Raw genomic sequence first — 21,079 nt, 5'->3', positions numbered from 1 at the left:
TGATGCGCTACGACGACGAATTCCTGAGCATCCCGAACGTCATCAGGCTGGCGGCCAGGCATTTCGGGGACGCCACGGCGCTCATCGACGGTGACCGCCGCTGGACGTTCCGGGAGCTGGCGGAGCAGATGGTCGACTCGGTCCGCGCCACCATGGCGCTCGGCATAAAGCCGGGGGACCGGGTCGGGCTGTGCGCCCCCAACTCGGCGGAGTGGATCTTCACCGCGCTGGGCATCCACGGCGCCGGAGCCATCCTGGTTCCGCTCAACACGCGGTTCAAGGCGCAGGAGATCTCCTACATCCTGCGGAAGTCGGAGGCGGCGGCCGTCTTCGCCTCACCCTTCCTGGGCAACGACTACATCGGCGAACTACGGAAGGCCGATCCTGGCCTGTCGGCCCTGCACAAGACGGTGTCCGTTCTCGGTCCGCAGGGCGCGGCCGAGCTGACCTGGAACGACTTTCTCGGCGCGGGAGAAGGCGTTTCCGCGGCGGCGGCCCATGAGTCGATCGACCGGTTGGCGCCGGACGACGTGTCCGACGTGATGTTCACGTCCGGCACGACCGGCCATCCGAAGGGCGTGATGCTCACCCACGGCCAGTCCCTGCGTGCCTATGGGTGGATGGCGAAGGAGTACACCTTCGAAGCCTCCGACACCTTCCTCGTGATCCCGCCGTTCTTCCACTGCTTCGGATACAAGGCGGGCTGGCTGGCCTCCCTCATGCACGGCGTGACCGTGATTCCCATGCCCGTGTTCGACGCCGGGCGCGCGCTGGACATCATCGCGAGGGAGGGTGTGAGCATCCTCCTGGGGCCGCCGACCATCTTCCACGACCTGGTCAACCACCCGAACCGTGCCGCCCGCGACCTGTCGTCGCTGCGGGTCTCCATGACGGGCGGTACGACGATCCCGGAATCGCTGATCCGCGCCATGAAAACGGAGTTGTCGTTCGACATCGTGATGAGCGCCTACGGCCTGACCGAGTCGACGGCGCTGGTGACCACGACCCGCGTCGGCGACTCCGAGGAGACGGTCGCTCACACCACCGGAAGCGCCATTCCCGGTGTCCAGGTCCGGATCGTCGCCGCCGACGGTCTCGACGTCCCGATCGGCCTCGACGGCGAGATCCTCGTCCGGGGCTACAACGTCACCCGCGGTTACTGGGACGACCCCGACGCCACCGCCGCGACGATCGACGCCGAGGGCTGGCTGCACACCGGGGACGTCGGGCGGCTCGACGACGACGGCAATCTCGCCATCGTCGACCGCAAGAAGGAGATGTACATCGTCGGCGGCTTCAACGCCTACCCGGCGGAGATAGAGAAGCTGCTTCTCGGCTGCGAGAACGTCCAGCAGGTCGCCGTGATCGGGGTTCCCGACGAACGGCTCGGCGAGGTCGGCTGCGCCTTCGTGGTCGCGTCCCCGGCACAGACGCCGACCGAGACCGAGGTCATCGCCTGGGCCCGCGAGCACATGGCCAACTTCAAGGTCCCCCGGCATGTCCGTTTCGTCGACCAACTCCCGCGCAACGCGAGCCAGAAGGTGCTGAAGGACGAACTCCGGGCACAGTTCACGGCCGCCACCCGAGACGCGACGATCTGAGATGACGACAACAACAGGGCCGCTGGCCGGAATCACCGTGGTCGCGCTGGAGCAGGCGATCTCGGCTCCCATGTGCACCCGCACGCTCGGCGACTTCGGCGCCCGCGTGATCAAGGTGGAGAACCCCAAGGGCGGCGACTTCGCCCGCCACTACGACGACGTGGTCAAGGGCCTGGGGGCGCACTTCGTGTGGGTCAACCGGGGCAAGGAGTCGGTGGCCCTGGACGTGAAGACACCCGGCGGCATGGGCATTCTGCACCGGCTGCTGGAACGCGCCGACGTCCTCGTCTCCAACCTCACACCCGGCACCACGGCCAAACTCGGCATCTCCCCCGACGACTTGAAGACACGCCACCCCGAACTGATCGCCGTCGAGATCGACGGATACGGCGCCGGCGGCCCCCTCTCCCACAAGCGCGCCTACGACCTTCTCGTACAGGCCGAGTCGGGCGCCTGCGCGGTGACCGGCCACCCCGGAGCGCCCGCCAAGCCGGGACCGCCGATGGCCGACGTGTGCAGCGGCCTGTACGCGGCCCTGTCGGTTGTCGCGCTGCTGTGCGGCAGGGAACGCGGAGTGGGGCCGGGACCTGCGGCCTCGTCCGTCGCGGTGAGTCTGTTCGACACGATGACGGAGCTGATGGGGTATCCCCTCACCTACACCCGCCATTCCGGGATCGAGCAACAGCCGCTCGGCATGAGCTCCCCCGCCGTCGCGCCGTACGGCGCCCACCGCACCGCCGACGGCCACACCGTGGTCCTCGGCACGACGAACGACCGTGAATGGCAGCGCCTGGCACGGGAGTTGATCGACCGGCCGGACCTGGCGGACGACCCGCGCTTCGCGAGCAACGCGGGGCGGGTGGAACAGCGTGCCGTGCTGGAGCCGGAGATCTCCGCCTGGTGCGCACGGCACGACCTCGCCTACGTGCAGGACCGCGCGGACGCGGCCGGGATCGGCAACTCCCGCTACAACACGCCCAGCGACGTCATCGCCCACCCCCATCTCCAGGCCCGCGACCGGTGGCGCGAGATCGACACCCCGTCGGGTCCCGTCCCGGCGCTGCTGCCGCCTCCGGTCATCGCCGGGTACGACCCGCCGATGGGCGCGATTCCCGCTCTCGGCCAGCACACGGACGCCGTACTCGCCGAACTCGGGCTGGCGGACGAGGAGATCGCCGTTCTCCGGGCGCAGGGGGCGGTGCGATGACCGGGCAGCCGGTCCTGCTCACGAGCGACGCCGAGGGCGTTCGGACACTCACCCTGAACCGGCCCCACCGTAAGAACGCGATCGACGCCGAGTTGTGGGATGCCCTGAGACAGGCACTCTCCGCAGCGGGCAGCGATCGTACGGTGCGTGGGCTGGTCCTGACCGGTGCCGATGGCGCGTTCTGTTCCGGGGCCGACATCCGCAACGGCGTGAGCACCGAGCATCCCCTGTACCGGATGCGGACCTTGAGCGAGGTCACGCTGCTGCTGCACGAGCTGCCGATCCCCACCATCGCCAAGGTGAACGGCGTTGCGGTCGGGGCGGGTTGGAATCTCGCCCTGGGCTGCGACTTCGTCGTGGCCACCCCGGCCTCCACGTTCTCGCAGATCTTCGCGCGCCGCGCCCTGTCCCTGGACTGTGGTGGCTCGTGGCTGTTGCCGAAGCTGGTGGGGTTGCAGCAGGCGAAGCGGCTCGTGCTGCTGGCCGAGGCGATCAGCGCCGAGGAGGCCCACGCGCTGAACCTGGTGACGTGGGTCGTGGACGCCGACAAGATCGACGTTTTCGTGGACGGCCTCGCCGTCCGGCTGGTGGCCGGAGCGCCGGTCGCGCTCGCCCAGAACAAGGCGCTCCTCAACGAGAACGCCGATCGCACCCTGCGCGAGGCCCTTGCCGGCGAGGCACGCGCGCAGGCCATGAACTTCGCCACGGCAGACGTCCCGGAGGCGTACGCCGCCTTCGTGGAGAAGCGCCCGCCTCACTACACGGGGTGCTGGGCGGTGCCGGCAACGGCGGTGCCAGGTACAGCGGTGCCGGGAGCAGCCGTGCCGACAGCTACGGAGGACATGTGATGCGTGAGGCAGTGGTGGTGGCGGCGGTCCGCACCGCGGTCGGCAAACGGAACGGCGGGCTGGCCGATGTGCACGCGGCCGATCTCTCCGCCGTCGTCCTTCAGGCCCTTGTCGACCGCACGGGTCTTGACCCCGAAGTCGTCGACGACGTGGTCTGGGGCTGCGTCGGCCAGTTGGGCGACCAGTCGAGCAACATCGGCCGCTACGCGGTGCTGGCCGCGGGCTGGCCCGAGACCATCCCGGGGACCACGGTCAACCGGGCCTGCGGGTCGAGCCAGCAGGCGCTGGACTTCGCCGCCCAGGCGGTCATGTCCGGCCAGCAGGACGTCGTGGTGGCGGGCGGTGTCGAGGTGATGAGCCGGATACCGCTCGGCGCCTCGCGCGCCGGTGGAATGCCGTACGGCCCCCAAGTCCTCGCCCGTTACGAGGGGTTCTCCTTCAACCAGGGCATCTCCGCCGAGAAGATCGCGCTGAAGTGGGGACTGGGTCGGGGTGCGCTCGACGCGTTCTCCGCGCTGTCGCACGAACGGGCGGCGGCCGCGCAGGACGGCGGGGCGTTCGACGCGCAGATCGTGCCGGTGGCCGACGGTGCGAACACGGTGACCGCGGACGAGGGCATACGGCGCGGTACCGGCGTCGACACTCTCGCGAGGCTGAAGCCGTCCTTCCAGGAGGACGGGGTGATCCACGCGGGCAACTCCTCGCAGATCTCCGACGGGGCCGCCGCGCTGCTGGTCACCACCCCTGAAAAAGCACGCGAGTTGGGGCTGACACCTATCGTCCGCTACCGCGCGGGCGTGGTCACCGGTTCCGACCCGGTCCTCATGCTGACCGGTCCGATCCCGGCGACCGAGAAGGTGCTCCGCAAGGCGGGAGTGGGGCTCTCCGAGGTGGGCGTCTTCGAGGTCAACGAGGCCTTCGCGCCGATCCCGCTCGCCTGGCTGGCCGAGACCGGCGCGGACCCGGCCCTGCTCAACCCGCTCGGCGGCGCCATCGCGCTCGGTCATCCGCTCGGCGCGTCGGGCGCCGTCCTGATGACCCGCATGATCCACCACATGCGGGACCACGGGATCCGCTACGGCCTGCAGACCATGTGCGAAGGCGGCGGCACCGCCAACGCCACCGTCGTCGAACTCGCCTCCTGACAGGGGATGTTGTGCGCCGAGACGTCTTCACCGACGACCACGAGGCGTTCCGCCGCCTCGCGCGGGACTTCATCGCCAAGGAGGTGGTCCCCCACTACGCCGAATGGGAGGAGGCCGGCCGACTCCCCCGCGCGCTCTTCGAACAGCTGGGCTCGCTCGGCCTGTTGGGCACGGCCGTCCCCGAGGAGTACGGCGGAGCGGGCCTCGCCGACTACCGCTACAACGTCGTCCTCCAGGAGGAATCCGCTCGCGCCCTGGTGACGTTGGGCACCGTACGCACCCAACTCGACGTCGTGCTCCCGTACTTCCTCACCTACGCCGACCCCGATCAGCGTGAGCGCTGGTTCCCCGGCCTGGCGTCCGGGACGCTGCTGACGGCCATCGCGATGACTGAACCCGGCACCGGCTCCGATCTCGCCGGGATCCGTACGACCGCGATGCGCGACGGGGATTCGTACGTTCTCAACGGCGCGAAGACGTTCATCACGGGTGGCCTCCTCGCCGACCTGGTGATCGTCGTGGCCCGTACGTCGACCGACCCCGACAACCGGCGTGCCGGGCTCACCCTGCTGGTCGTCGAGGACGGCATGCCCGGCTTCACGCGCGGCCGGGTGCTGCACAAGATGGGCATCAAGGTGCAGGACACGGTGGAGTTGGCCTTCGACGACGTACGGGTACCGGTCGCCAATCGACTCGGCGAGGAGGGCGCCGCGTTCGGCTACCTCGGCAACAACCTGCCGCAGGAGCGGATGACCGTGGCGGTCGGCTCGGTCGCACAGGCACGAGCGGCGCTGGACACGACGATCGCGTACGTCAAGGAGCGCAAGGCGTTCGGAAAGACGGTCGCCTCCTTCCAGAACACCAAGTTCGAACTCGCCGCCGTGGCAGCCGAGATCGAGGCCGCGCAGGCGATGCTGGACCGCGCGGTACTCGAACTCGTCGCGGGCGAACTGAGCGGACCCGACGCCGCCAAGGTCAAGCTGTTCTGCACCGAGATGCAGGCCCGCGCGGTCGACCGCTGCCTGCAACTGTTCGGCGGCTACGGCTACATGCTGGAATACCCCATCGCCCGGCTCTACGCGGACGCACGCATCACCCGCATCTACGCCGGGACCAGCGAGGTCATGAAGGTCATCATCGCCAAGTCCCTCGGATTGTGAGGCGGTTACGGTGCCGGACTTCTCCAGCAGACCAGGTGTCGCGTTCGTGGCGGGCGGCTCGGGCGGAATCGGGGCGGCGATCGTCCGGCTCCTCGCCGAGCGCGGCAGCGACATCGTCTTCACCTACCGCGCCAACCAGGAGGCGGCCGACGTGGTGGCCGCCGAGGTCACGAAGCTGGGCCGTCAAATCCGTTCTATCCGAGTGGACTTGACCGACGAGTCCGCCACAGCCGAGGCCGTGTCGGAGACAGCGGGTGGCATCCACACTCTCGTGTACGCGGCGGGCCCGCACGTACCGATGCGGCACCTGAGCAAGGTGACGCCGGGCGAGTACCGCGCCCAACTCGAAGGCGACGCCGTGGCGTTCTTCAACCTGGTGCATCCAGCGCTGCCGTTGCTGCGCGAGAGCCGGGGCAACATCGTCGCCGTGACGACCGTCGCCACCCGCCGCTTCCCGGTACGGGACGGACTCTCGTCGGGTGCGAAGGGCGCCGTGGAGGCGGTCGCCCGGGCGCTCGCCGCCGAGGAGGGCCGCTACGGCGTCCGCGTGAACTGCGTGGCACCCGGCATGCTCAACGACGGTATCGCCGGCCGCCTGATCAGCTCCGGCGAACTGGACGAGGCCGCGCTCGCCGTCACCCGCCGCAACATCCCCATGCGCCGCTTCGGCGATGCGACGGACATCGCGGAGGCGGTCGCCTTCCTCGCCTCGGACCGGGCCGGGTTCATCACCGGGCAGGCATTGGGAGTTGACGGCGGATACAGCGTGTAGGTCACAGGGCGTCGATGCGCCGGCCGGCCACATAGGCGGCACGGACCAGCTCCGCGGACAGCGTGCGGAGGGCCTCGCGCAACGGCACGTGGAGCAGGCACAGGTCGGCATCCGCGCCGACCGTCAACCGACGTGCCCTCGCAGGGTGTTGGGGCTCACCGGTGAACAGCAGCAGGGCCGCCCGGGGTTGGAGTCGTTCCGTGTCGTCCCGCTCGGTCGCGGCCCGCATGACCGCCCAGGGGTCCGAGGTGCCGTACGGCGCGTCGGTGCCGGCTGCGAGCGGCACGCCCGCCTCGATCAGGGTCCGGCAGCGGTAGAGGTGCGGGTGGTCGTCGGCGTCCACGTCGGTGGCGTACGCGTCGCCCCGCTCGACCGGGAAGTGGGGCTGGGTCACGACCGTCACGCCGAGCCGCCGTAGCCGGGGAATCGTCTCGGCCGGGATCACCGACCCGTGCTCGATCCGGTCGCCGTCGGCCGGTCCCGCCTCGTCCAGGGCGAGCAGCGTCACCAGCAACTGCACCCGGGTCACACAGTGCACGGCGACCGGACGGGGCCTGATCTCCCCTATGGTGCGGGCGAGTTGGGCGGGAGTGGGGAGTGTCGGATCGTCGAGCATCAGCTTCACGGGCTCGTCGACGCCCATCACCAGGAGCCGTTGCGGGAGGACCGACAGCATCTGGGTGAGCCCGCTCGCGGGGTGCGGGTCGGCGTTGGTGAACCCCGTGACGCCGAGCGCCGCGGCCCGCCGCCCGACCCCCTCCAGATCCAGCCGCACGGGCGGCACGAACCCGCGCAACCGCTCGTCCTCGCGCCAGAACAGCCCGTCGCCGTCCAGCCCGACCGCCCGGAGCGCGGCGCTGTTCCACACCCACAGCGCACCGGTGCGATGCTGCACCCGCACCGGCCGATCCGGCGCGAGCGCGTCCAGCACCCACCGGTCCAACTCCCCCGCGACACTCTCGTGATAGCCGACCGCCCGCACCCACTCCCCCGCTGGCCCACCAACCAAGGCCTCCGCAAACGCCGTTCGGTCCCGCACGTCCGCCGGCCCGACACGCACGGAGACCGCGTCGGCGGCCAGCGCCGCGAGGTGTACGTGGTGGTCGTGCAGGCCCGGCAGCAACGCACCGCCCCGGCCGTCCACGTCGACCGCGCCCCTCAGCCCGGACCCGATCTCGGTGATCCGCCCACCGTCGATCCGTACATCCACCACCACCTCGTGGCCCTCGACCTCAACGTTCCTGATCAACACGGCGGTTGGACCCGGTTTCGTACGTCCGCGAGTGTCGCGGCACAGGCCGCCATGGAAACGCAGAGCAGTTCTCCGCCTCCCGCGGCGAGGGAACGGGCCGCGGCCTGGGCGGCGAACACACCGGTCACGGGATCGGCGAGCGCGTCGCCCAGGAACACGGGGTCGCCGTTCGCGTCGACACCGGTCAGCCCGCCGGCCACGGAAGCGTCGTCTCCGAAGGCGATACGGTCGTTCTCGCGTCCGTATCCGGTGATGCCGACCCACACCCGACCGGGCCTGGCTGCGAGGAACTCCTCGGCGCGGAGGCCGAGTCGGCGCAGCGCGCGTGGCCGTGACGCCTCGATGACGACGTCGGCCTCGGCGACGATCTCATCCAGCGCACCGGGGGCGAAATCGACGACCAGGTTGTCGTGCCCGTCGTGCAGCCAGCGATAGAAGGCGGGCGTCCCGAAGCGCGCGCCGTCGGGTCGCGTCGCACTCTCCACCTTCACGACCCGCGCGCCTGCCAGCCCCAGCAGCCGTGCGCACAGCGGTCCCGCCCAGAGCGCGGAGAAGTCGACGATCCGTATCTCCGCCATCGCACGGGGGGTACTCCCTTCACCCCACCGCTCGGCATGAACCGCAGGCCGCGCACCCTGAGCCGATCCCGGTACCGCGGCGGCGATGCCGAGCAGCTCCGCGCCCCGGACCACCTCGGCCGCCGTGACCCGTCGTACAGCAGTCGGCAGGCCCCCGGGCTCATCCGGTGAGCCAAGAAGACCCAGTAGTGCCGGTACGGCGGCCAGGTCGTCGGGACGGGCCAGGTTCAAGGCGGCCCAGCCATCGGCGGTTCTGAGAAGGTGGCAGGAGCCGTTGGCGGATGTCCTGCCCGGGCGTTCCAGGCCTGCCAGTTGGGCCCGTAGGAAGAGAGCGGTCGGCAGGTCGACCGGCACACCCGTCAGGTCCGTGAAGGAACGGGCCACATCGGCGAGGGGGGCCAGGAACGGCTCGATGGAGTCCATCCAGGCACGGAGAACGTGATTCTCCATGAGTCGAACCCCCTTCTCTCCCAAGGTGATCTCAAATTACACTCCGGTCCACACCTGGAGGGAGATCACTGTGGAGTCGACCTTCGTGATCGTCGACCTCGACCACTCCCCCGAGAGCCACACCCCCGCATATGAAACGGAGGCTCGTGACCGGGACCGTGTCGTGATCGGTGTGGCAGCGGAACCACGAGTTGCGGTCGAGGGATGCGACATCCTGCTCACCGGTGTCCCCGATCCGCCCAGGCCGTGGGTGGGGTGCGTGGATCCGCATGCGACAGCCCGCAAGCTGGGGCACGTCGTCGAGAGTCGGCCCGCCGCGTCCGTCGCGCTGGTGCAGGTGCTGCGGATGGGCAGCGGGCTCTCGATCCCCGACAGGCTGGTTCTCGAATCCCTCGCGTACTCGACGCTTCAGGGCGGAGTGGACTTCCGGTCCTGGCTGGCCGCCGCTCCCCGGCGCACCCCCCGCCCCGCCGAGACTCCCGTACAGCTCGACCGTGACGGTTCCCGGCTGTCCATCACGCTGGACCGGCCCTGGGTGCGCAACGCGTTCGACGCGGCGACGCGGGACGCGCTGTGCGAGGCGCTCCAGGTCGCCGTGGCCGACCCGTCAATCAGTCGAGTCGATCTGTACGGCAGCGGTCCGGCCTTCTGCAGCGGCGGCGACCTCGCCGAGTTCGGTACGTCACGTGACCCGGCGCAAGCTCACCTGGTGCGCGTTCACCGCAGCCCGGGCGCGCTACTGAACCGTTGCGGTCCCCGCGTGACCGCGCATCTGCACGGTGCGTGTGTCGGCGCGGGGATCGAGCTCGCGGCCTTCGCGGGGCGTGTCGTCGCCGCTCCGGACACGGTGATCCGGTTGCCGGAGATCGGGATGGGGCTGATTCCGGGCGCGGGCGGTACGGCGAGCATTCCCGTTCGGGTCGGTCGGGAGCGCACGGCGTATCTCGCCCTGTCCGGAGCCGAGTTGAGCGTCGAGGAGGCGCTGCGCTGGGGGCTCGTGGACGAGATCAGTGACGCGGACGACGTTTCTGCGGATCCTCAGCAAGCCTTCCGGCACTAAGCCACTGGGAGCTTCACTCCAGTACCCCCGAGACCATCCCTCTGCCTCGGGGACACCGGAGTTCCGTCACTTCCCCGTCCACACCGGGCTACGGCGTTCGGCGAAGGCCCGTGCCCCCTCCACCGCGTCGGCGCTCCTGAACACCGACTCGACCTCCGCGGGTTCGGCCCAACGGTGTTCGCGCATCAGCTTCTTGGTCATCGCGACGCCGAGAGGACCGTTCTCGGCGATGCGCCCGGCCAGGGCCAGTGCCGTATCCCGTACCTCCCCCACCGGGACCGCGCGGTTGACCAGACCGAACTGCTTCGCGTCCGCCGCGGTGACGAGGTCGCCGGTCAGCCCCATCTCCAGGGCCACGGCCAGCGGCACCCGGTCGGCGAGGGTCGTACCGCCTCCCGCCGCGAACAGCCCGCGCTTCACCTCCGCGATCCCCAGTTTGGCGTCCTCGGCGGCGACCACCAGATCGCAGGCCAGGGCGAGTTCGAAGCCGCCGGCAAGTGCCGAACCGTTGAGGGCCGCGATCACCGGTGTGGTGATGCCCTCGCGGAAGAACCACACCAGACCGTCGAACCTGCCGCCGCCCTTCGCGAACGCCTTGAGGTCCATGCCGGCGCAGAAGACCGTTCCGGCGCCCGTGAGGACGATCGCACGGACCGCCGGGTCGGTGTCCGCCTCCCGGAGCACGGCTGACAGTTCGTCAATCAGCTCCGGGTTCAGGGCGTTTCGGGCCTCCGGACGGTTCAGGGTCGCCACGAGGACGGCGCCGGTCCGCTCCGTCAGGACCAGGTCGCTCATCGGGCCGCCGCCGCCACGGCCGCCCGGGCCTTGGAGCGGAAGGCCTCCAACTTCTCGGCGGGCTCGATGAGTTGGTGGCTGCGGGAACGGGTGCTGACGTCGTGACCCTCGGCGGCCTTGCGCAGTGCGCCCACGGTGGCCTGCTCGCGCGGGATGTGCGCGAAGGGGTCGAAGGAGTACCAGCGCATCGCGTTCTCGTAGGTGATCTTCCGGGCCTCGTCGTCGGGGACGTCGCAGCTCGAGAGCACGTCGTGCAGCTGCTCGGGGGCGTCCGGCCACAGGGAGTCGCTGTGCGGGTAGTCGCCCTCCCAGCAGATGTTGTCGATGCCGATGTCGTGGCGCAGCCGTACGCCCAGCTTGTCGGTGATGAAGCAGGTCAGGAAGTGCTCCCGGAACACCTCGGAGGGCAGCTTGCCGCCGAAGTCCTGGAGGGTCCAGGTCGAGTGCATCTCGAAGGTGCGGTCGAGACGCTCCAGGAAGTACGGGATCCAGCCCGTTCCGCCTTCCGAGAGGGCGATTTTCAGATTCGGGAACTGCTTGATCGGGGGCGACCAGAGCAGGTCGGCGGCAGCGGAGACGATGTTCATCGGCTGGAGCGTGATCATCACGTCGGGCGGCGAGTCGGCGGCCGGGACGGCGAGCCTGCCGGAGGAGCCGATGTGCACCGACATGACGGTGTCCGTGTCGGACAGCGCGCGCCACAGCGGGTTCCAGTACGGGTCGTGGAAGCTCGGGTAGCCGAGGACGGCGGGGTTCTCGGTGAAGGTGAGCGAGTGAACGCCCTTCTCGGCGACCCGGCGGACCTCCGCCGCGCACAGCTCCGCGTCCCAGATGGCGGGCAGCGCCATCGGGATGAAGCGTCCCGGGTAGGCGGCGCACCACTCGTCGATGTGCCAGTCGTTGTAGGCCCGGACGAGCGCGAGGGAGAAGTCCACGTCCTTGGTGGCGAACAGGCGGGCCGAGAAGCCGGGGAAGGACGGGAAGTTCATCTGGGCGAGGATGCCGCCCGCGTTCATGTCCTTGATGCGCTCGTGCACGTCGTAACAGCCGGGGCGGATCTCGTCGAGGCCCTGCGGTTCGACGCCGTACTCCTCCTTGGGCCGGCCGGCCACCGCGTTGAGCGCCGAGTTGGTGATGGTCGCGCCGCCGAACTGCCACACGTCGGTTCCGTCGTCCCGGTGCACCAGTTGGGGCGCGTCTTTCTTGTAGCGCTCGGGGAGGTGGTTCACGAACATGTCGGGGGGTTCGATGATGTGGTCGTCGACGCTGATGAGGATGAGGTCGTCGCGGTCCATGACGGCTCCTTACGGGGGTGGGTCGGTCAGTCGGAGGCGGGCAGCGGCTTGGCCGCCTTCAGGGTCATGGGGGCGCCGTCGCAGGTGAGTTCGCCGGCGCCGGAGGCGGTGCAGAGGAGTTCGAGCGTCCCGGTGGTGTCGACGTACCGCTTGCCGATGAGGGTGGTGGTGCCGGCCGGTCCGGGCTTCGCCGGGGGTGCGTCGGCCGCGGGGACCAACGGGCTGCCGCCGCAGGTCAGTTGGGGCTGCGGCTGGGCGGCGCCGGGTGCGCGGATGACGACCACGCGGGTGCCGCAGACGGTGCTGGCGAGTTGGTCACCGGGGCGCGGCGTCGGTGCCGGTGGGGTCATGGCGGAGTTCCCTTTCGAGCAGGCGGTCGGCGAGGAGTTCCACGTCGTAGGACTGACGGGCCATCCAGTACCGCAGGAAGCCGGTGAGCGAGTACCGCAGGAAGAGCGCGGAGCCGACGACGCTCCCGGCGACCGCGGCGAGGCCGAGGGTGAGAGCGTCGTTCTGCACCAGCGGATCGCTGGTGTTGTGCGAGATGAAGTAGGCGCTCACGCCGAGGACGACGCCGATCGTCATCAGCGCGGCGCCGGCGCGCAGCCAGAGAGCGGCCCTTCCAGCGGCCGGGTCGGGGATTTTCAGGACGGTGAGTTCGCGGACGAAGCGGTCCGCTCGCGTCTCGGTGGACGTCATGTGGAACTCCCCAGGTAGAGAGCGGACAGTTCGGCGCGCAGGTCGCCGTCGGGGTGGCCCTGCCGTTCGACCCGGCCGCGTACGAGGACGGCGGCGTGGTCGCAGATGTCGAGGACGGCGGCGGCGAACTGCTCGACGACGAGCACGGCGACGCCCTGCCGGGCGATCTCGCCGACCTGTTCGTAGAGCCGGCCGACGACCAACGGGGCGAGCCCCATGGAGAGTTCGTCGAGCAGCAGTACGGCGGGGTCGGTGGCGAGGCCGCGGGCGAGGGCGAGCATCTGCTGTTCGCCGCCGGAAAGGGTGCCCGCGGCCTGTCCGGCGCGCTGGGCGAGGACGGGGAAGCGGGCGAACGCGATCTCCTCGATCTCCTCGCGGCTGCGGCCGGTGAAGGTCATCATGAGGAGGTTGTCGCGGACGGACAGGTTCGGGAAGACGCCTCGTCCTTCGGGGATGAGGCAGACTCCGGCGCGGGCCAGGTCGCGGGGGTCGGCGCCGGTCACGTCCCGTCCGCCGAGGACGAGTTGGCCGGACTCGGCGGGGTGGACTCCGGCGGCGACGCGCAGGGTGGTGGTCTTTCCGGCGCCGTTCGGTCCGAGCAGCGCCACCACCTGTCCGGCGGCGACGTCGAGGTCGACGCCGTGCAGGACGGTGATGCGTTCGTGGGCGGCGCGGATGCCGCGCAGTTCGAGAAGTGCGCTCACGCGTCCCCCAGGTAGGCGGCGAGAACCGTTTCGTCGCTGCGGATCACCTCGGGCGGGCCGACGGCGATGATCTTGCCGAGGTCGAGGACGTACACCTCGTCGCAGACGGCCATCACGAGGCTCATGTCGTGTTCGACGAGGACGACGGCGGTTCCGTCGTCGGCGAGGGCGCGCAGGAGTTCCGCGAAGCGTTCGGTCTCCTCCGCGTCCTGTCCTGCGGCGGGTTCGTCGAGGAGAAGCACCTTCGGTCGGATCGCGAGCGCCCTTCCCACCTCGACGAGACGGCCGACTCCGGTGGGGAGGGCGTCGGGTGAGGTGTCGGCGATGTCGGCGAGTCCGAGCCGGTGCAGGATCTCGGTGACGACCTGGTCGGCGCGGCGGCGTTCGGGGCCGAGTTCGGCGGCGACGAGGAGGTTGTCGCGCACGCTGAGCCGGCCGAACAGTTCCAGGCGCTGGAAGGTGCGGGCGAGTCCGTGCCGGGCGCGTGCGGAGGGCCGGGCGCGGGTGACGTCCCGGCCGTCCAGCCGGACCTGCCCGGAGGAGGGTCTGCGCAGTCCGGAGGCGACGTCGAACAGAGTACTTTTGCCTGCCCCGTTGGGTCCGATGAGTCCGGTGACCCGGCCCGCCTCGGCGGTCAGGGCGACCCCGTCGAGAGCGCGGTTCCCGCCGAAGGAGACGGTCACTCCACTAACCTGCAGCGACGCCACGGGCCAGCACCTCCTCGTCCTCGGGGCGCCAGTCACGCCGTAGGCCCCACCACTCGACGGGGATCTCCGGTTCGGCCGGAGTGGTCTGCCGGGCGCTGGCCCAGATGCGGAGCGCGACGGCGAGGACGAGTGAACCGCCGTAGTACGTCCAGTCGTTGATGACCTCGGTGAAGCGCAGGGCCCAGGCCAGGGCGAGGGCACAGAGCAGGGTGGACAGGGCGAGGCGGTCGCGGCCCAGGGGCTCCCACTGGCGGCGGAAGCGGGGGACGATGCCGTCGGGGTTGTGGCCGAGTCCGACGCCGGCCAGGCCGGGGAGCAGGGCGACCAGGTTCGCGGTGCCGGGGGCGATGGCGATCAGGGCGTTCGTCGGGCCGGCGAAGGCGGTGCCGGCGAAGAGGCCGTTGCCGACCGCGCCGAGTCCGCCGACCACGGCGACGAGGAAGATGGGCAGTCCTGCGATGAGGCTGAACTGGTCGGCGGTGACGGTGCGTTGCTGCATTCCGTACAGTGCTCCGCCGAGTCCGGCGATGCCGGAGGCGAGGGCGAACACGGCGACCTTGGCGACCAGCAGGTTGCCGCCGAGGGTCGCGTAGGCGGCCTCGCTGTCGCGCAGGGCGATCAGCCGTCGGCCGAAGCGGCTGCGGCGCAGGGCCGCCACGCCGATCGAGGCGAGAGCGAGACAGACGGCGGCGAACACCATCAACTCCCGCCCGCTGTCGAGCCGTAGGCCGAGGAGGTGGGGTCCGGAGACGTCGACCGAGCCCTGGTCGAACAGGGCGATCCGCAGGCCGAAGACGTGGAACGCCGGGATGGTGAAGATCCAGCGGTCGAGGATCACGGCGAACGCGGCCGTCCCCAGGGCGAGATACACGCCGGAGAGTCGCAGTGCGGGCAGTGCGACCAGTGCTCCGGCCGCCGCCGAGACGAGGATCGCGGCCCCGAGTGCCCACAGTTGGCCGTGCGCGCCGAGGTGTCCCCAGACGACGGCTCCGATGCCGGCCATGCTGAGCTGGCACAGGGAGACCTGTCCGGCGTATCCGGCGAGCGGGACGTACGAGAGAGCCACTACGCCCAGCGAGAAGATCGCTCCGTAGGTGATCAGGTCGGCTTCTCCGAGCAGGGAGGCCAGTACCGCGCCGAAGGCGACGACGACCGCGGCGAACACGAGGGTGCCGCGCGCGCTCGGCAGCGGCACGCGGGCCAGCCGTCGTTCGCGGCCGCGCAGGCGTCGGTGCGGGAAGACCAGCAGGGCGAGGAGGAGCAGCAGGGCGGGGGCGGCGAGCCGTAGTCCGGGAAGGTAATCGTTCTGCGGGAGGTAGCCGGTCAGGTAGCTCTCCATGCAGCCGACGACGACGGCGCCGAGGAAGGTGAGCGGCAGACTGCGGAGCCGGCCGAAGACGGCCGCGGTGTACGCGCTGACGATCAGCAGGGAGAGCTGGGCGGCGTCGAGGGTGACCGTCGGGGCGATCAAGATGCCGCCGATCGCGGCGAGTTGGGTGCCGAGGATCCAGGAGACCCGGCCCGCGCGGACCGGGTCGGCGCCGGTGAGGCCGACGAGTGCCCGGTCGTCGACGGCCGCGCGCATCTCGGCTCCGGCGCGGGTCCGGTAGAGCAGGACGCGCAGGCCGACGGCGACGGCGACGGCCACCGCCATGGTGATGGCCTGGTGCCAGGTGATGACGGCCGGGCCGAGGTGGATGGGTTTGCGGGCGGCGAAGAACATCGGCAGGGGCCGCGCCACGTTCGGGTCCCAGATCCAGCGCGCGGCCGCGATGAGCCCGCTGAGCAGCGCGACCGTCATCACCAGCCGTTCGGCTTCGCCGAGGGCCTGGACGGGTCGCAGCACGAACCGCTCCACGAGCAGTCCGAAGCCCGGGGCGAGCACGAGCAGCACCACGACCAGGGCGACCGGAACGGGCCAGCCCCAGCCGACGGTCAGCTGCCAGTACATGAACGCGGACAGCATGCCGGCCGCGCCGTGCGCGAAGTTGAACACGCCGGTGGTGGTGTAGGTGAGCACGAGCCCACTGCCGATGACGGCATAGATCGCGGCCGTGCTCAGGCCGACGATCCCGAAGGTGAGGAACTGGTCCATCGCGTCGGATCTCCCCTCTCCATCGCTGGAAACTAGCTTCTCATCTACGGAGAATCAACCATTCAGACAGAGACTGTTGACGTCGCCTCACCCACCATGGAAATCTGCCACTCATCTGAGAGAATGCCATTCTCACTCATGGTGAAGGGTGGAAAGTCCTTGTCCTCCTTGCCCGTTCCGGCTCCTCCTCCTGGTCCGACCGACGACCTGACGGAGATCCAGCAGCTCCTCGCCCGCTACGCGGTGTGCATCACCCGCGGTGACCTGGACGGGGTGCTGGGCGTCTTCACTCCCGACGGCACGTACAGCGCCTTCGGGGACTCCTACGGCCTCGACGAGTTCCCTGCGCTCGTGGCCGCCGCACCCAAGGGGCTGTTCCTCACGGGTACGCCGGCCGTCGACCTGTCCGGCGACACGGCGACCGGCACGCAGCCGCTCTGCTTCGTCGACCACGCCACACACGACCTGCGGATCGGCTACTACAACGACACCTATGTCCGCACGGACGAGGGGTGGCGGCTGCGCACGCGGGCGATGACGTTCATCCGCCGCAGCGGAGTCCACGACTCGGGCCGCCCGCACGCCTATCAGCGCCCGGGTACATGAGCGTCGCCTCAGTGCCGGGAAACATGAACGTCGCCGACTTCCGCTCGGGCCTGCGCGCCTGGCTGGACGAGCACGACCTGTCCCCCGGCTCCGACCACTCCCTGGACGCCCAGGTCGCTCAACTGGCCCGGGTGCGCCGGGCGTTGTTCGACGCGGACTGGATGCGGTACGGCTGGCCCGCCGAGGTGAGGGGGCTCGGCGGGCCCGCGGTGCTGAGGGCGGTGCTCGGTGAGGAGGTCGCCACGAGGGAGTTGGCCGAGCCGGGGATCTACTCGATGATCGAGGTCCTCGCCCCGACGATGATCTCGTACGCCCCTGCGGCGCTCGCCGCCGAGATGGTCCCGCGGCTGCTCAGCGGCCGTGAGCAGTGGTGCCAGGGCTTCTCCGAGCCCGGCTCCGGCAGCGACCTCGCCTCCCTCACCACGCGGGCCGTTCCGCGCGGCGACCACTGGCAGATCAGCGGGCAGAAGGTGTGGACGAGCCTCGCCCAATTCGCCGCCCGCTGCGTCCTGTTGACCCGCACCGCGCCGGGCCACGATGGGATCACCGCGTTCTTCGTCGACATGGACACCCCCGGCATCACCGTCCGGCCGCTGCGCACGATGCACGGCGTGGACGAGTTCGCCGAGGTGTTCTTCGACGACGTGATCGTGCCCGCCGACCGGATACTGGGCCGCCCCGGCGACGGCTGGCGCCTGGCGATGGACCTGCTCCCGCACGAGCGGTCCACCTGCTTCTGGCACCGGATCGCCCATCTCTACACGCGACTTGACCGTCTGCTGGCCGAGACGAGCGTCCCGGACGACGCCGAACTCGGCGCCGCCTACCTGGCGTTGCACACCGTCCGCTGCCGCTCCCACGGCACACAGCGACGCCTGGCCGCGGGTGAGCGGCTGGGCCCGGAGACGTCGGTCGACAAGGTGCTGCTGGCCACCGCCGAGCAACACCTCTTCGAGACCGTGCGCGATCTCCTGCCCGGCGTAGTGGAGTTGACGGACACGCCGTGGCGCTCCGAGTACCTCTACGCGCGGGCCGCGACGATCTACGGCGGCACGGCCGAGATCCAGCGGAACATCATCGCGCGCAGACTGCTCGACCTGGGGAGGGAGTAGCCGTGGACGCCGCCGAACGGCATCTGCTCGCCGAGACGCTCCAAAAGACGATGACAGCGGCGTCGGGACAGGCGCTGGACGCCGCCCTGGCCGACCTCGGCTGGGCCGAACTCCTCGCGGATCAACCGGACATCGCCGTCCCGATCGCCTTCCGTCTGCTGGGCGAGACGGGTGCCCACGCACCGCTCCTGAACGACGTCCTGCTGAGCGCGGCGGGCCGTCCGGCCGGCGGGACGCTGCCGTTGCCGTTCACGGGTGGTTCGTGGGTCGTCTGGGAGCGCGACGACGCTGCCGCCGGGACGACCCTGGACGCCGAACTCCCCCTGCACACCGTGCCCGCCGGAACCCCGGTACCACTCGCGGCCGGCCGTGTCGCGCTCGGCTGGTGGCTGCTCGGAACCGGTCGCGCCATGCTCACGCTGGCCCGCCAACACGCCGTGGACCGCGTACAGTTCGGCCGCCCGCTCGCCTCCTTCCAGGCCGTGCGGCACCGGCTCGCCGAGACCCTCGTGACGCTGGACGGTGCCGAGGCCACGCTGGTGGCCGCCGAGGACGGGCTGGGCGCGCTGCTGGCCAAGGCGGCGGCCGGAAAGGCGGCTCTGACGGCGGCCCGGCACTGCCAGCAGGTCCTCGGCGGGATCGGCTTCACCGCCGAGCACGATCTGCACCGGCACGTGCGGCGGGCCATGGTGCTGGACGGACTGCTCGGCAGCGCACGGGAGTTGACGCGCGAGGCGGGGGCACTGCTGCGGGCCGGCGGGTCCGCGCCACGGCTCGTCCACCTGTGATCGACCGAGGAGTGACATCAGTGACCGATCTCTGGAGCGACCTGCTCTCCTGCCTGGACCTCGACCCCCGGCCCGGCTCCGTGTTCGAGGGCCGCAACCAACGACTCGGCTACCACCGCATCTTCGGCGGGCAGTTGCTCGCCCAGAGCGTGCGCGCCGCCCAACTGGCCTGCCCGGAGAAAGCAGTTAAGAGCCTTCACGTGCAGTTCGCGCGCGCGGGGCGCCCGCAGGAACCGGTGCGGTACGAAGTGACGCGTCATCACGAGGGCGGCTCCTTCGCCACGTTGACGGTCGTGGCGCGGCAGACACAGGGCGTCGCGGCCGTAGCCGCCGTATCGCTGCACTCCCACGAGGACGGCCCCGACCAGCAGATCGGGTTCCCGATGCCCCCGGTGCCGGGGGCGGAGCGCAACGTGGACCTGTCGCTGCTTCCCTGGGACACCCGGGCCACGGTCGACGTGGACTCGCCGAAGTCGGAGCCGCCCGAGTACGACCTGTGGATGCGCACGCCGACCGTCGCCCCGGAGCTGGCCCCGGCGTTGACGGCGTACGCGAGCGATCTGAGTCTGATCGGTACGGCGCTCCGCCCGCTGGAGGGGGTCACCCAGCACGATTCGGGAACGGCGTTCACCTCCGCCGTCACCGCGCACACGGTGTGGTTCCACCGCCCTTTCACCACGGACGACTGGCTTCTCCTGCGCCACCGGAGCCCGCTTCTCGCCCACGGCCGCTGCTACGGCCGGGGCGATGTGCTGACCGCGCGGGGGTCGCTCGTCGCGTCGTTCGCGCAGGAGGCGCTGCTGCGTTTCCGGGCGCCCGAAGAGTAGCTCCTGCGCTGGTGTGGAGCGATCAACGCGTGGTTCCACTACTGACACCTCGGCCGGGCAACTGGCAGACTGCCATGGTCATTACGCGAAGGAACTCGTCGGAAGGGAGCGCCGAGTTGAGCTCGACCGGCGTCCTGGCTCTCGTCCTGTGGCTGGTGGTCGTACCCGGAGTCGTTCCTCTGCTGCTGCGCTCGTATCACCAGGCCGTCAGGGCGCGGCTGACGTGCACGTCCGGTGTGGTGACGGGGTACGAGGACAAGTCGTACTCCGACGACGGCGGCTCCCACGAGGTGTACCGGCCCACGGTCAGGTTCGTCCCCGAGACCGGTGAGCCTGTGGAGATCACGTCGAAGGCGCGGCCGTGGACGTTTCCGCCGGAGGTCGGAGCGGAGGTGCCCGTGCTCTCCCGGAGCGACCGCTCGCCCGCCGACTGGTTGTTCGTCGGTGACCTGGCCTCGTACGACGAGCGGACACGCAAGAGTCGCCAGGGGTGGATCGTGGCCGGTCTCGTGCTGCCCGTCCTCCCGTTGACGGTGTGGTACCTGACACGTTGACCAGGGCGGGCGACCGCTGCCGCGCGCTCAGCGCATGACGGTGCCGCCGTCGACGTTGATGACCTGGCCGTTGATCCAGCCCCCCGCGGCGGACATGAGGTGGGCCACCATGCCGGCGACGTCGTCGGCATGGCCGTGGCGGGTGCTGCGGGTGCGGGCGAGCAGCGCCTCCAACAGGTCGGGCGCCGCGCCCTCCTGGATCGCCTGGGTCAGGATCAGGCCCGGCGCGACGGCGTTGGCGCGGATGCCCTCGCGGCCCCAGCGGGAGGCGACATGGCGGGCGAGGGCGTTGATGCCCGCCTTGGTCGCCGAGTAGGCGGGGCGTGCGGCCTCGCCGGTGAAGGCCGCGATGGACGAGGTGTAGACGATCGCGCCGCCGCCCCGGGCCAGGAGTTCGGGAACGGCGTACCGCGTGACGAGCATGTGGCCGCGCAGATTGACCGCGAACGTCCGGTCCCACACGGCGAGTTCCATGTCGACGACGTCCGTGTCCCTGGAGACGGTGCCCATGTCGCCCGCGTTGATGTGCACGGCGTCGAGACCGCCGTACGTCCGCACGGTGGTCCGCACGAGTTCGCCGACCGAGGTCTCGTCGGCGATGTCGAACTCCACCGCGATCGCCTCGCCACCGGCATCGCGGATGACCCCGGCGGTTCGCCGGGCTCCGTCGAGGTCGAGGTCGCCGACGACGACCCTGGCACCCTCGTGGGCCAGTCGCCGGGCGGAGGCGGCCCCCAGCCCGGTGGCCGCGCCGGCGACGAGAACGGCCTTCTCCTTCAAGCCCTCCATACTGTTCCCTTCACCTCGTCGACGCTCTCCACCAC

At 70.5% G+C, this 21,079-nt stretch carries 22 protein-coding genes; 12 read left to right on the top strand and 10 right to left on the bottom strand.

Annotated features, from left to right (window positions below; translation table 11 throughout):
* Positions 1–2 precede the first annotated feature (2 nt).
* The 6 genes from OG714_RS49450 to OG714_RS49425 are packed head-to-tail and all read left to right on the top strand — an operon-like array spanning position 3 to position 6,733.
* Positions 3–1,601 carry a FadD3 family acyl-CoA ligase gene (locus OG714_RS49450; protein ID WP_406131049.1) on the top strand — a complete coding sequence of 533 codons (1,599 nt, stop codon included), beginning with the start codon at positions 3–5 and terminating at the stop codon, positions 1,599–1,601.
* A gap of 1 nt (position 1,602) precedes the next feature.
* Positions 1,603–2,808, top strand: a complete 1,206-nt coding sequence (locus OG714_RS49445; RefSeq protein WP_406131048.1) for a CaiB/BaiF CoA transferase family protein — start codon at positions 1,603–1,605, stop codon at positions 2,806–2,808.
* Entirely contained in the window at positions 2,805–3,656 is an 852-nt protein-coding gene (locus tag OG714_RS49440; protein ID WP_406131047.1) for an enoyl-CoA hydratase/isomerase family protein, read from the top strand. Before OG714_RS49445 ends, OG714_RS49440 begins: the two co-directional genes overlap by 4 nt.
* Positions 3,656–4,801: a thiolase family protein gene (locus OG714_RS49435; RefSeq protein WP_406131046.1), complete on the top strand. Its 1,146-nt coding sequence runs from the start codon at positions 3,656–3,658 to the stop codon at positions 4,799–4,801. The genes OG714_RS49440 and OG714_RS49435 overlap by 1 nt, the downstream gene beginning before the upstream one ends.
* A gap of 11 nt (positions 4,802–4,812) precedes the next feature.
* A complete protein-coding gene (locus OG714_RS49430) occupies positions 4,813–5,961 on the top strand; it encodes an acyl-CoA dehydrogenase family protein (RefSeq protein ID WP_406131045.1) in 1,149 nt (382 codons plus the stop codon).
* Positions 5,962–6,007: 46 nt separating this feature from the next.
* Complete coding sequence (locus tag OG714_RS49425; RefSeq protein WP_406132205.1) at positions 6,008–6,733, top strand: SDR family NAD(P)-dependent oxidoreductase; 726 nt, start codon at positions 6,008–6,010, stop codon at positions 6,731–6,733.
* A 1-nt stretch (position 6,734) separates the two neighbouring features.
* On the opposite strand, the gene OG714_RS49420 is transcribed toward OG714_RS49425, so the two are convergent.
* Both OG714_RS49420 and OG714_RS49415 read right to left on the bottom strand, forming a co-directional pair.
* The gene (locus OG714_RS49420) at positions 6,735–7,985 is read right to left on the bottom strand and encodes an amidohydrolase family protein (RefSeq protein WP_406131044.1); all 1,251 of its coding nucleotides are present in this window, start codon (positions 7,983–7,985) and stop codon (positions 6,735–6,737) included.
* Entirely contained in the window at positions 7,979–9,013 is a 1,035-nt protein-coding gene (locus OG714_RS49415; protein ID WP_406131043.1) for a CoA transferase, read from the bottom strand. The genes OG714_RS49420 and OG714_RS49415 overlap by 7 nt, the downstream gene beginning before the upstream one ends.
* A 70-nt stretch (positions 9,014–9,083) precedes the next feature.
* Between OG714_RS49415 and OG714_RS49410 the strand changes: the two genes are divergently transcribed.
* Positions 9,084–10,073, top strand: a complete 990-nt coding sequence (locus tag OG714_RS49410) for an enoyl-CoA hydratase/isomerase family protein (protein WP_406131042.1) — start codon at positions 9,084–9,086, stop codon at positions 10,071–10,073.
* Between the two features lie 66 nt (positions 10,074–10,139).
* Here the strand turns inward: OG714_RS49410 and OG714_RS49405 are convergent, their stop codons facing one another.
* Genes OG714_RS49405 through OG714_RS49375 form a run of 7 tightly spaced genes read right to left on the bottom strand, consistent with a single transcriptional unit; the run spans position 10,140 to position 16,368 of the window.
* The gene (locus OG714_RS49405; protein ID WP_406131041.1) at positions 10,140–10,868 is read right to left on the bottom strand and encodes an enoyl-CoA hydratase-related protein; all 729 of its coding nucleotides are present in this window, start codon (positions 10,866–10,868) and stop codon (positions 10,140–10,142) included.
* Positions 10,865–12,163: an amidohydrolase family protein gene (locus OG714_RS49400; RefSeq protein WP_406131040.1), complete on the bottom strand. Its 1,299-nt coding sequence runs from the start codon at positions 12,161–12,163 to the stop codon at positions 10,865–10,867. The genes OG714_RS49405 and OG714_RS49400 overlap by 4 nt, the downstream gene beginning before the upstream one ends.
* Before the next feature lie 26 nt (positions 12,164–12,189).
* Positions 12,190–12,513, bottom strand: a complete 324-nt coding sequence (locus OG714_RS49395; protein WP_406131039.1) for a hypothetical protein — start codon at positions 12,511–12,513, stop codon at positions 12,190–12,192.
* A complete protein-coding gene (locus OG714_RS49390; protein ID WP_019070011.1) occupies positions 12,479–12,862 on the bottom strand; it encodes a hypothetical protein in 384 nt (127 codons plus the stop codon). The genes OG714_RS49395 and OG714_RS49390 overlap by 35 nt, the downstream gene beginning before the upstream one ends.
* Positions 12,859–13,566, bottom strand: a complete 708-nt coding sequence (locus OG714_RS49385) for an ABC transporter ATP-binding protein (RefSeq protein ID WP_406131038.1) — start codon at positions 13,564–13,566, stop codon at positions 12,859–12,861. Before OG714_RS49385 ends, OG714_RS49390 begins: the two co-directional genes overlap by 4 nt.
* Positions 13,563–14,273 carry an ABC transporter ATP-binding protein gene (locus OG714_RS49380; RefSeq protein ID WP_406131037.1) on the bottom strand — a complete coding sequence of 237 codons (711 nt, stop codon included), beginning with the start codon at positions 14,271–14,273 and terminating at the stop codon, positions 13,563–13,565. The genes OG714_RS49385 and OG714_RS49380 overlap by 4 nt, the downstream gene beginning before the upstream one ends.
* Complete coding sequence (locus OG714_RS49375) at positions 14,254–16,368, bottom strand: ABC transporter permease subunit (RefSeq protein WP_406131036.1); 2,115 nt, start codon at positions 16,366–16,368, stop codon at positions 14,254–14,256. The genes OG714_RS49380 and OG714_RS49375 overlap by 20 nt, the downstream gene beginning before the upstream one ends.
* Before the next feature lie 159 nt (positions 16,369–16,527).
* Between OG714_RS49375 and OG714_RS49370 the strand changes: the two genes are divergently transcribed.
* The 5 genes from OG714_RS49370 (at position 16,528) to OG714_RS49350 (ending at position 20,255) form a co-directional block, all read left to right on the top strand.
* The gene (locus tag OG714_RS49370; protein ID WP_406131035.1) at positions 16,528–16,974 is read left to right on the top strand and encodes a nuclear transport factor 2 family protein; all 447 of its coding nucleotides are present in this window, start codon (positions 16,528–16,530) and stop codon (positions 16,972–16,974) included.
* Positions 16,971–18,086, top strand: coding sequence for an acyl-CoA dehydrogenase family protein (locus OG714_RS49365; RefSeq protein WP_406131034.1), 1,116 nt, complete (start codon positions 16,971–16,973; stop codon positions 18,084–18,086). Before OG714_RS49370 ends, OG714_RS49365 begins: the two co-directional genes overlap by 4 nt.
* Positions 18,087–18,088: 2 nt before the next feature.
* Positions 18,089–18,874 (top strand): acyl-CoA dehydrogenase family protein, encoded by a 786-nt coding sequence (locus tag OG714_RS49360; RefSeq protein WP_406131033.1) that lies wholly within the window; start codon positions 18,089–18,091, stop codon positions 18,872–18,874.
* A gap of 20 nt (positions 18,875–18,894) precedes the next feature.
* Positions 18,895–19,701 (top strand): acyl-CoA thioesterase, encoded by an 807-nt coding sequence (locus tag OG714_RS49355; RefSeq protein WP_406131032.1) that lies wholly within the window; start codon positions 18,895–18,897, stop codon positions 19,699–19,701.
* 116 nt (positions 19,702–19,817) lie between these two features.
* Entirely contained in the window at positions 19,818–20,255 is a 438-nt protein-coding gene (locus OG714_RS49350; protein WP_406131031.1) for a hypothetical protein, read from the top strand.
* Between the two features lie 27 nt (positions 20,256–20,282).
* Here OG714_RS49350 and OG714_RS49345 read toward each other — a convergent pair whose 3' ends face one another.
* Positions 20,283–21,044 carry an SDR family NAD(P)-dependent oxidoreductase gene (locus OG714_RS49345; protein WP_406131030.1) on the bottom strand — a complete coding sequence of 254 codons (762 nt, stop codon included), beginning with the start codon at positions 21,042–21,044 and terminating at the stop codon, positions 20,283–20,285.
* Between the last annotated feature and the right edge of the window lie 35 nt (positions 21,045–21,079).

The organism is Streptomyces sp. NBC_00989 (assembly GCF_045162655.1).
Lineage (GTDB): Bacteria > Actinomycetota > Actinomycetes > Streptomycetales > Streptomycetaceae > Streptomyces.
This window is presented reverse-complemented; position numbering and strand designations above follow the sequence as displayed.